This window comes from Clostridioides sp. ZZV14-6387, from assembly GCF_020657835.1.
Taxonomy (GTDB): Bacteria; Bacillota; Clostridia; order Peptostreptococcales; family Peptostreptococcaceae; genus Clostridioides; species Clostridioides difficile_A.
Map to the genome: position 1 here is coordinate 34141 of NZ_JAGWCW010000017.1, position 9845 is coordinate 43985.

Genomic DNA, 9845 nt, shown 5'->3' on the forward strand with positions numbered 1-9845 from the left:
ATTAACTCACCCCTTCTATTTTTAATGGATTATCATTACTTACAACTAAATTTATCACTTGGCTATCAATATCAATCAAAGTATTCACGCTTTCCCTGTTATCAATGAATATTGGCATTTTAACTCCAAAATGATTAGATAGAGTGTTTATTATATCTAGCCCTCCATTTATCTGTCCTGCCGTATTGACATTGCTGAAAGGCACACCATTTATTAAAGCTTCACAAGTTTCTTCAATGACTCCATTTATTTGTTCTTTGAATAACTTAAATGTTACATTCTTAAATTTACTACTTATATTACTTTCTAATAAACTAACTTTAGTTTTTATAAATAACTCACATAAGTTGAGTATTTTTTCTTGATGAGCTAGTTCTATACCTAATTCTTTTTCTTTTTCTAACAACTGCTCTTTTCTATCTAATAGCTCTTTGTTAATATCTCTTTTAGCTAGTTCTTTATTAAGTGACTCAATTTCAATCGCCAATTTTTTCTTATTTTCTTTTAGTTCATCAATGTTTTTTTCATCATCTTTATTGTTTATTTTTTCTTCTAGCTCTTTTATTTCTACACTAATTTCTGTTAATCTATTTTCTTCTTCTACTAGATATATCTCTGTAGATTTTGTATTTTCTAATTCTTTTTTTATTTTATCTATTAATACTGCTTTTTCTTGTATCTCTTCTAAAGTCTTATTTACATCCAGTCTCAATCTTTCAATTTCTGTATTAAATAATTCCATATCATCATTTTTAGACTTGCCTAGTGCTGCTATTTCTTTTAATTCTTTAGATTTATTTAGATTAAAATTATCTAACATTTCCTTTTTCTTTTCTTCTATATCACTAGTTTCTAAAGCTCTTTTGCAAGTTGGACACTCAGTCTGAATAGTACTTAAGTCTAATGTTTCCTGACTCTTTTTAGTCCATTTGTCCCTTAAATTTGTTGTTTCTTCAATCGCTCTTTTTTTCAAAGTTTCTTTTAACTCGTTATCCCTTTCTAAGTAAACAAGATTATTTCTTAAATTTTTAATATTATATTGCAACTCATCCTTTTCACTTATTAACTCATTTCTTTTCTTGTTTCCTTTTTCACTCGCTGATTGTTTAATACTTTGTATCTCTTGTTTTAGTTCAAATACTTTTTCTTTATCTTTTAAAATCTGTTCATTTGCCTTTGTGCCACTTAGTAACTCATCCTCAATAGCTTCTAAATCAGCTTTTTTAGCGTTAAGTTGAGCTTCAATTTCTTTAAAATCTACATCATACATTCCTCTGTCACATTCATTTATTCTTACTGGTATTTCTTCTTTTTCTTTAGATAGATTGTTTTTACTAGCTTTTCTATTTTTAATAATCTTGTCTATGTTATTTTCCTTTTCAAACTCTACAACTAGTGGAGTTAACTCCTGTTTAGCTTCTATAATCTGTTCTGTTGTTATGTCTCCACATATCTCTAAAATCACTTCCCTAGCTTTTTTCCAGTTAAGTTCATTTGAAAAAAAGTATGGATTAGTAAGTAATTTAAACTGGTCCTCGTCTGCTATTTCTGCTATCTCTTTTACATATTCACTCTTTTTTATTGGAGTATCATTTATCATGTAAGTTGTTTCATTTTTAGTAAAAGTTGCTTCTGATTCTCCTCTTTTTCTAGTCCACTTTTCTTCATATTTTTTAGTTAACTTTATCTCTTTATTATTAACTTCTAATACTGCTGTAACGGTTGTTACAAGTCCTCTAATGACCTTATTTTGTTGGTCTAAAGGTTTTATCTCAAACACACTTCTATTCTTGCTATCTTTATCAAACATTACCCACGTGAAGGCATCAAATATGCTTGTTTTCCCAGTTGCATTTTCTCCAGACACATTAGTTCTATTTTCAAAATCTATATGAAGTTCTTTTACTCCTTTAAAATTCTCTATATCTAAACTTTTTAATAAAATTGCTTTCATTTTAGTTCCCCCTTGTGCTATAATTAGCTTATATTTTATATTATGTTCTTGAATCGAGCCTCGCATTAGGCTCTTTTCTTATGCCCTATTTTCTATTTCTAAAAACTCTAGTATATTCTCACTAGCTTGTTTAACACCTTCCCACCAGCTTAGAGTGTCTTTGTCATAATCCTCTTTTGCTTTTAATTCTTTTATGCTTTTCTTTGCTTGTTTAATTTGACTTGTTGCAACTGATATAGCTAATTCCATTAAATACACCCCCTAAGATAAAACTTTAATCTCGTAATCACCATCTTGAGTATCCTCTGTTATTAAAGCTTGATACTCCATACATCCTCTTTCTTTGTCGTAGTAAGCTAAATTTAGCTCATTTTCTGTTGCCACTACTACGATACAATCAATTTCAAAACCAAGTCTTTTGCAATTTACCTTTACTGCATTTCCTACTTCAACTTTCTTTAAATCGAATTTATTCATAATTACCTCCTTATTTTTCTATTTCTTTTATGTAATCCCAAAGTATGTGCAATATTAGCGAGTTCATTGAACTGCCTTCTGTCGATGCTATGATTTTCATTTTTTCAAGTAGTGTTGCTGGTAATCTAAAAGTAAACCTTACTCTCTCGTCTTTGTCATACATTTGACGTCAACTCCTTCCTTGTTTCAATAATACCATGTCATACATTTGACGTCAAGCATTTTTATTGACTTTCTTTATTAATTATTTTATTATTAAAGTGTCATAAAGACGTCAAATTTTTGTATTAAGGAATGATAAAATATGTCCAATAAAGATATTTATACTCGTGAAGAAGATAAGAGATTTACACTAAGAATTAATAAACTTCTTTTTGAGAAAATCGAACAACTTGCTCAAAAAGATAAGCGTTCTGTGGGTAGAGAAATTGAATTTATTCTTGAGAAATATTTTGAAGATAATCCTTTAGAATAAAAACTACCATATCTTTTAATGTATATCCTTTAACTTTTGCCTGTTTTAGAAGCTTGTCTTTAAGTTCTCTAGACAGGCGTATTGTTGTTTGCTCCATTTGCATCCAATCACCCTTTTCTTTAATTATTTATAGATTAAACTCATTTTATTTTTAAATTAGCTGGTAAATATGTGTTAACTACATTTATATCTCTTGTTAATGCACTTCTTTTAACTTTCTTATCTTTATTAAACTTCTTGTTACTTCTCTGCTCGTCATAGTATGTAATCTTATATAACTCTTTGTTTCTCTCTACCTTGTAAACTTTGTTTTTATAGATTGTTTTCAAATTATCTCTCCTATCTTATTTTTAATTTAAATCTATTTCTTAAAAACTTCTTTTTTAACTCTATAGTTGCAATCTTTTCTCCATTTTTGAGTAAAAAAAGCACATTTCTGTATGTCACTAGTTCCAACTAAATCACCCCCTTTCTCTTTTTCATTACATCTTTATCCTTTATTGCATTTTTCATTACATATTCTTCAAAAGAAATCAAATCTATTCTATAACATCCTGCGATTTTGATAACTGTATATAGATTTTGTGTTTCTGCTTCCTTTACCATATTTCTCGCTGTTACATCTGACACTTTCAAATACTCTTTAAACTCTTTTAATGTGACTAACTTCATTTGCTTAATTCCTTGTCTATCTAAAAACATCTTAATGATGTCTGTTGTATCGTCTCTATTCATTAATTCTTGAACTAAGTCTTTTGTATCTATAAATTGTAATGCTACATTCATTCTCAAACCTCCCTTTATATTAATTGAATATTCTGTATTTAATTTTCAAGGTGTTGTTATGATTTAACTTAACATTGATATTTGTTCTTCATCTTCCTTTAATAATCTTTTTAGAATGTACTCTTGACCTTTTCCTGTAACTCTTGTTGTTCTATAAGTAAATACACCAGTCGATGTCTCTCTAGTACCTTCTACAGTTTCTAAATATCCTTTATCTACTGCAAGTTGCTTTGGCTCAGTTGAATTTTTAAATACCAAACCCCATAGTCTCAATTTTTCATATAGCCTTTTCTCACCAATTATTATTCCGTTACTTTTAGAGATTACTTTTGCTACCTCCCTCACAAGTAAACTATTTTTTGAAGATGCTATCTGATTGATAAATCTATTCTTTTCTTCCAATTCTCTATTTTTACTTTCTATTTTCCTTTGAGCTACTTGTAATGCTCTTGCCATGATTTCATCATCTGACATATCATTTGTTGTTTGTATATATCCTCCAGTTTCACGTATTGTTGGTAAAACTTCATCAAATACCCAGCTTTCAAATTTTTCTGCATTTGGTAGTTTACTATTCACAATCAATCTATACATATCACTTTCGGGTATTGCATTTACTTCTAGTACCTTATTTTCATTTTGCGGATGGGGTATGTAACTTTTTGTTACCCACCTACAATGGTCATTTATTGCTTTACTTGTGTTTGCATATCCTAAACATTTAGCTATGTCTGTTGCAACAAAATATGGTTTCTTATCAACTTCAACCATTCTTATTTGTCCAAATTCCATTTTTTCAAATATTTGTAAATTATTCATTTTTATTCCTCGCTTCCTATATTAAATTTATTTTCTTTTTTAATTTTCTCAACAAAATCCCAACAAGCATCTATAATAATAGAATTTTTACTTTTCCCACATAGTTTAGCTATATTTTGTACATCTTGATTTAATTTTGGCACTAGTCTTATTGTCATTCTTATTTTTTCCATTGTGTTTTACCTCCTATCTTTTTGACACCTATTAGGTGTCTATATGTCCATTATATTCTCGCACCTATTAGGTGTCAAGACTTTTTCAAACTTTTTTTGTATAATGTCATTAAGGAGGTGTCAAAATGACTACTATTACCGCAAGAATATTCATACCATTAAATGAAAGTTTGGATAAAATCTCCTTTCAAACTGGTATCCCAAAATCTTCGCTTATTCTATATGCTCTCAATGACATATTAAGAAAAGATGAAACAGTTGAGGGACTTGAATGTGTTTCAGATAAAACTGAAGAAAATATACGCTTTACATTGAGAATGCCTGAACACTTAAAATCATTATTAGAAAAAATTGCAAAAGACAATAAGATTTCTGTTAATACTCTAGTTAATCATTGTATATATCTTTTTTATGTTTTACATTGGTCTTCTTACATTCGATAAATATTGCCATATCGCATAAATTATAATATATGTAACAGGTATTCCAGTTTCGCTACTTAAATCTATCAACGCTTTGTACAAGTCCTCTGGTATACGAAGCGTTGTTTGCTCATGTTTCATTTTATCTCCCTCTTTCTTTAATTATTTTTATGATATAATAGTGACATCATTTAGACTCAAGGAGGATGCTATATTTATGCCATCAAAATTGCCTAGATACACACTTAGAATAGATAACAATCTACTTGAAAAAATCAAGTATATAGCTGAAAGTGAAGGTCGTTCTGCCAATAAAGAAATAGAACAATTAATTAAAAAACATGTTGAAAGTTATGAAAAAGTAAATGGTAAAATTAATGTTTAAGTTAATAAAAATTAAATATTTTTTAAGTTTTTGCTAATCACTGATAGTATGTACTCATTTACTGACATACCTCTTTGATTAGCTTTTTCTTTGCATTTAACATATAATTCTTCTGTAATACTTAGAGTATATTTCTTTTTACTGCTCAATCTATCTCACCTCTTTTTGAATATTCTGTATTTAATTTTCAAAGTGCTAGTTCGATTTAAACTAATTCTTATTTAAATCGCTTGATATTCCGTATTTTAAAGCCATATCTTTTACAATAGCCACATAACCCTCTATAAGCTTTTTATCATCTTGTATTACATCTAAATTGTTGATTTTCTCTCTTTTAGATTCAGATACACCTTCTTCTGCCATCTTTCTTTTTTTATTGATTAATCTTCGATTTAAATCAACTCCAAACCTATTGTTTAGTAAATCATAACTTTCTCTTCTAAGCATGTTTATATGTTCAAAACTACCTTGTTGTTTTGCTATTCTTGCAATTAGTTGTTGTGTATCCTTTCTCCAGTCTGTAGCATTTAATGAAACAACTTCTTTTATTGTTTTAACTTCTGTTTTTGCTTCTAATGCTATATTGTTAGCTTGATTAACTTGTAGTCTTAAATCTTTCATTTCTTTTAAACTTTCTATTAATACATCTTCTATACAAGTTAACTTCTGTTGCTTAACCTTGAAATGTGTTTCTTCTAAATTATCAAATTGCTCCCAAGCCTTATCTGTATCTAGGATTTTACAATGTCTATTTGCTCCTCTTTCAGTCCAAAGATACATTTTAGAAGTAAATTTTAGGCTTTCATATTTTGTATGAATACCTTTAAAAGTTTTTAAATCATCACCCTGTAATAAAAAATAATGTTTACCTTCAATAAATCTCTCTTTATTATTATTAAAGTTGTTACTTATATTTCTTACATCTGTTTCATATACATCTGCTAGTTGTTGTGTAGTTAAAACTCTTTCGTTGTTTCTTTCTATTACTTGTAAGTTATTCATATCTTTCAACTCCCTTTTTCTCTAATGTACTTTTAGTACATTTATTTTTCAAAAAAATATATTCTATTGAAGTATTGAAATAATTTGCTATTTTTATAGCTGTATTTAAAGATGGTACTCTCTCGCCATTCTCTAAGAAAGCTATATACCTACTTGTAAGACCTAACTCAGCACCTAGCTGGTTTCTGCTCAATCCTTTTTGTATTCTGAAATCTTTTAGTTTATTCATTTTTTCACCTTCTTTTATTTTATCTTATGTACTAATAGTACAGTACTATTAGTACATTGTCAATAGCTTTTTTTTAAAAAATGAGCTATAATTGTTAATTAAGAACTAATAGTTCAATATAAATTATAAAAGGTGGCTAAATAACAATGATTGGATATAGAATAAAAGAACTAAGAAAAGAAAAGGATATTACTCAAAAAGAACTTGCAACTTTTTTAGGACTTACTCCTAAAATGATTTCTTTTTATGAGAAAGAAGAAAGATTCCCTCCTCATGACATAATTTTAAAACTATCAGATTTTTTTGATGTATCTACAGATTATTTGCTTGGAAAAGTAAATGTAAAAAATGTAGACAATATTAGCGAATTAGAACTAATTGAAAATCTAAACTTCTCTGATGACATAAAAGAAGCTTTAAAAATGATTAGCGAATTAAGTCCTTCAAGTCAAGAAAAAATGCTTAAAATAGCAAAAGTTTTTCTTGAAGAAGAACTTAATGAGAAAAAATAAGAAAGAAGAGAAAACTACTCTCTTTCTTTTTTATTTTCTTGTTTATAATATTTTTTTAATAACTTTATGTACTCTTTCAATTTTTCATCATTATTTTTTTTTAATTCATTCAGTGTATCTCCTGTATCAATTAGTATTTTTTTTGATTTTTTCACTTTACATCATCCCCTATTAATATGTTCAAAACTTTATCACATCGCGAATATATGTTCGTATTTTTAGTTAAAAATCACCCTCATTTTATTATACCCCCTTTAGTATTTTCTTTTTTTATTTATTTATATTTTTTTATTTAAAATTAAGATGTGTATCTTTTAAGTACATAATAAATTCTTTTTAGTAAAAAATCAAGCGATTAGGATTGAACGTAGCAAAAAAGGGATTGAACGCAATTTCAAGCATATATTTATTCATTTTTCGACTAGAAATGATTTTTTTTATTCATTTTCATTTAAAATTTACCACATAGAATAGAAGTAAGACCTTCTTTAAATGAATTATATCTTCTGTAAGAAATCGTTGCTTTTATATCTTTTCTTTCTCCTAGTATCACTTCTCTGTTATTATAGTCTCTAACTTCTAATAAATTTATTAAAAAACTTTTGTGACATCTGAAAAAAATTTCGTTTGGAAGGTCTTCTTCGATATCTTTGATTTTTGTAGTAGTGAAAAAACTTTCAGTTTTAGTATGTACTTTTATATATTTGCTTGATGTTTCAATACATACTATTGACTCTACTTTTATGACTTTTATTTCATCTCTTATTTTAAATTCAATTAACTTTTTTTCTTTAGCTTTTTCAAGAAAATATTTTGTCATCATGCTTTCAAATTTGTCATACGAAATTGGTTTTACTAAATAGTCAAAAGCTCTAACTTTATAACCTTGCAGAGCATAGTCTACAAATGCTGTTGTAAATATTATAGAAACATCTTCATCTATTTTTCTTATTTCTTTTGCTGTATCTAATCCATTTCTTCCTTCTGAATTTTCAAACTCTATATCCATGAAAATTACATCTACTTTAATATAATCTTTTAATAGTTCCTCTCCATTCTTAAAATGAAAAATCTTATATTTGTCTTCTTTCAAAAACATTTCTATATACTCAAATATTATATCTCTTTGAACTTCTTCATCTTCACAAACTGCTATTTTAAACACAATAACGCCCCCTAATATTTCTTTCTTACAAACAAATATTTCCGGAAATTATCATTTGTTATAACAATTTTAACACTTTTTCAACATAATACAAATGGAAAAAATTGTAATAACATGTTGTTTTATACAGTTTCATACTATTTTGAAAATAACATAAAATATTTTATATATTTTTAAAATACAAAATATTTTATTCCAAATATTTACATAACAAATATACTTTACATCTTGTATTATTAATATAAAATATAAGTAAATATACTTATATTTTAAAGGGAGTGTACATATGAACATCAAATCAGCTTTTATAAGAAAAAGAAATGAAAAATTTCATGTATATGTGGAGTATGTGGAAGAAGAAACTGGGAAAAAGAAACAAAAAAGTTATGGAAGTTATGAAAAGAAAAAAGATGCTGAAAAACATTTAATTGAAATAAAATCGACTATAAACAATAATAAGTTTGTTGCTCCAAGAGATATAACACTTGTAGAAAGATGCTATAAGTATATAGATGAAAAAAAAGATAATTTTTCTCCATATACTTTAAGAAATAGACAAAGTATAATTAGAAATCAAATTAAGCCTTTTTTTGAAGATACAAAATTAATTGATATTACTCCAAACCTTCTACAAACATATGTTAATAAAATCTATAAAAAATATTCTTTAAATTCTGCGAAAAATTCAATTGGTTTCTTAAATGCTTTATTGCATGAAGCTTACAGACTTAGAGAAATACAAGAGGATATTTCTAAGTTTGTAATAACTCCAAGCAAAAAAAATACATCTGTAACTAATTTTTATACTAAAGAAGAAGCCCAACTTCTATTGGAAAAATGTCTTGGTACTAACTTAGCTATCCCTATTTATTTAATGTTAACACTTGGATTACGTTTTGGAGAAGCTGTAGCGGTTAGATGGTGTGATGTTGAACTTGATGAAGGAATTATAAATATAAAACAAACAATGATTTATGTTCGTGGAGAAGTAACTTTTAAATCACCTAAAACAGAGAAATCTAAAAGAAGATTAACAGCACCAATTGAATTAATAAACTTATTAAAAGAAGAAAAAATAAGACAAAATAAATTAAAATTACAAGGTATACTAAAAAATGAATTAGATTTAATATGCTTAAATAAAAATTTTCGTCTTTGGAAACAACAAACATTCTTTAAACCTTTTAAAAAATTATTAGAAAATAACAATCTTAGATATATAAAATTGCATGAGCTTAGACATACAAATGCAACTTTGATGCTATTGTCGGGAACTAATATAAAAACTATATCAGAAAGATTAGGACATACAGATATAAAAATAACTATGAATAGATACTCTCATGTTTTAGAAGAGATGGACAGAGAAGCATCTGAAAACTTGAGTAAAATACTATTTAAATAATGGTCAGTGAGATGTCAGTTAATCACATATTTTTTTATTTG

19 protein-coding genes are annotated in these 9845 nt (G+C 27.0%); 5 read left to right on the forward strand and 14 right to left on the reverse strand.

What is annotated here, in order from left to right:
* Window position 1: 1 nt before the first annotated feature.
* From KGF38_RS12015 to KGF38_RS12030, 4 genes are all read right to left on the reverse strand, one after another.
* Window positions 2-1954: an AAA family ATPase gene (locus KGF38_RS12015; protein WP_074179948.1), complete on the reverse strand. Its 1953-nt coding sequence runs from the start codon at window positions 1952-1954 to the stop codon at window positions 2-4.
* Window positions 1955-2032: 78 nt separating this feature from the next.
* Complete coding sequence (locus KGF38_RS12020; RefSeq protein WP_176702548.1) at window positions 2033-2203, reverse strand: hypothetical protein; 171 nt, start codon at window positions 2201-2203, stop codon at window positions 2033-2035.
* Between the two features lie 12 nt (window positions 2204-2215).
* Window positions 2216-2431 carry a hypothetical protein gene (locus tag KGF38_RS12025; protein ID WP_074179947.1) on the reverse strand — a complete coding sequence of 72 codons (216 nt, stop codon included), beginning with the start codon at window positions 2429-2431 and terminating at the stop codon, window positions 2216-2218.
* A gap of 10 nt (window positions 2432-2441) precedes the next feature.
* Window positions 2442-2594, reverse strand: coding sequence for an Arc family DNA-binding protein (locus tag KGF38_RS12030; protein WP_074179946.1), 153 nt, complete (start codon window positions 2592-2594; stop codon window positions 2442-2444).
* A 141-nt stretch (window positions 2595-2735) separates the two neighbouring features.
* Between KGF38_RS12030 and KGF38_RS12035 the strand changes: the two genes are divergently transcribed.
* Window positions 2736-2906 carry a hypothetical protein gene (locus KGF38_RS12035; RefSeq protein WP_021401433.1) on the forward strand — a complete coding sequence of 57 codons (171 nt, stop codon included), beginning with the start codon at window positions 2736-2738 and terminating at the stop codon, window positions 2904-2906.
* Window positions 2907-3046: 140 nt separating this feature from the next.
* Here the strand turns inward: KGF38_RS12035 and KGF38_RS12040 are convergent, their stop codons facing one another.
* From KGF38_RS12040 to KGF38_RS12055, 4 genes are all read right to left on the reverse strand, one after another.
* The gene (locus tag KGF38_RS12040) at window positions 3047-3235 is read right to left on the reverse strand and encodes a hypothetical protein (protein ID WP_021408370.1); all 189 of its coding nucleotides are present in this window, start codon (window positions 3233-3235) and stop codon (window positions 3047-3049) included.
* A gap of 127 nt (window positions 3236-3362) precedes the next feature.
* Entirely contained in the window at window positions 3363-3692 is a 330-nt protein-coding gene (locus KGF38_RS12045; RefSeq protein WP_074179945.1) for a helix-turn-helix domain-containing protein, read from the reverse strand.
* A gap of 63 nt (window positions 3693-3755) precedes the next feature.
* The gene (locus tag KGF38_RS12050) at window positions 3756-4511 is read right to left on the reverse strand and encodes a phage antirepressor (protein WP_074179944.1); all 756 of its coding nucleotides are present in this window, start codon (window positions 4509-4511) and stop codon (window positions 3756-3758) included.
* A 2-nt stretch (window positions 4512-4513) separates the two neighbouring features.
* Window positions 4514-4684: a hypothetical protein gene (locus KGF38_RS12055; RefSeq protein ID WP_176702547.1), complete on the reverse strand. Its 171-nt coding sequence runs from the start codon at window positions 4682-4684 to the stop codon at window positions 4514-4516.
* 125 nt (window positions 4685-4809) lie between these two features.
* On the opposite strand from KGF38_RS12055, the gene KGF38_RS12060 reads away from it, so the two are divergent.
* On the forward strand, window positions 4810-5127 hold the full coding sequence (locus KGF38_RS12060) for a hypothetical protein (RefSeq protein ID WP_074179943.1): 318 nt from the start codon (window positions 4810-4812) through the stop codon (window positions 5125-5127).
* Here KGF38_RS12060 and KGF38_RS12065 read toward each other — a convergent pair.
* Complete coding sequence (locus KGF38_RS12065) at window positions 5101-5247, reverse strand: ribbon-helix-helix domain-containing protein (protein ID WP_079770298.1); 147 nt, start codon at window positions 5245-5247, stop codon at window positions 5101-5103. The two genes, KGF38_RS12060 and KGF38_RS12065, sit on opposite strands and share 27 nt — an antisense overlap.
* 76 nt (window positions 5248-5323) lie before the next feature.
* Between KGF38_RS12065 and KGF38_RS12070 the strand changes: the two genes are divergently transcribed.
* A complete protein-coding gene (locus KGF38_RS12070) occupies window positions 5324-5491 on the forward strand; it encodes an Arc family DNA-binding protein (RefSeq protein WP_074176849.1) in 168 nt (55 codons plus the stop codon).
* Window positions 5492-5502: 11 nt separating this feature from the next.
* Here the strand turns inward: KGF38_RS12070 and KGF38_RS12075 are convergent, their stop codons facing one another.
* From KGF38_RS12075 to KGF38_RS12085, 3 genes are all read right to left on the reverse strand, one after another.
* Complete coding sequence (locus tag KGF38_RS12075) at window positions 5503-5640, reverse strand: hypothetical protein (RefSeq protein WP_176702546.1); 138 nt, start codon at window positions 5638-5640, stop codon at window positions 5503-5505.
* Window positions 5641-5701: 61 nt separating this feature from the next.
* Complete coding sequence (locus KGF38_RS12080; RefSeq protein ID WP_074179942.1) at window positions 5702-6493, reverse strand: ORF6N domain-containing protein; 792 nt, start codon at window positions 6491-6493, stop codon at window positions 5702-5704.
* Window positions 6486-6722: a helix-turn-helix transcriptional regulator gene (locus tag KGF38_RS12085; RefSeq protein WP_074179941.1), complete on the reverse strand. Its 237-nt coding sequence runs from the start codon at window positions 6720-6722 to the stop codon at window positions 6486-6488. Before KGF38_RS12085 ends, KGF38_RS12080 begins: the two co-directional genes overlap by 8 nt.
* Before the next feature lie 146 nt (window positions 6723-6868).
* On the opposite strand from KGF38_RS12085, the gene KGF38_RS12090 reads away from it, so the two are divergent.
* Window positions 6869-7234: a helix-turn-helix domain-containing protein gene (locus KGF38_RS12090; RefSeq protein ID WP_074179940.1), complete on the forward strand. Its 366-nt coding sequence runs from the start codon at window positions 6869-6871 to the stop codon at window positions 7232-7234.
* Window positions 7235-7248: 14 nt separating this feature from the next.
* Here KGF38_RS12090 and KGF38_RS12095 read toward each other — a convergent pair whose 3' ends face one another.
* Complete coding sequence (locus tag KGF38_RS12095; protein ID WP_176702545.1) at window positions 7249-7389, reverse strand: hypothetical protein; 141 nt, start codon at window positions 7387-7389, stop codon at window positions 7249-7251.
* Window positions 7390-7685: 296 nt separating this feature from the next.
* A complete protein-coding gene (locus tag KGF38_RS20605; protein ID WP_074179939.1) occupies window positions 7686-8399 on the reverse strand; it encodes a LytR/AlgR family response regulator transcription factor in 714 nt (237 codons plus the stop codon).
* Window positions 8400-8685: 286 nt separating this feature from the next.
* Between KGF38_RS20605 and KGF38_RS12105 the strand changes: the two genes are divergently transcribed.
* Window positions 8686-9804 (forward strand): site-specific integrase, encoded by a 1119-nt coding sequence (locus KGF38_RS12105; protein WP_074179938.1) that lies wholly within the window; start codon window positions 8686-8688, stop codon window positions 9802-9804.
* Window positions 9805-9845 lie beyond the last annotated feature (41 nt).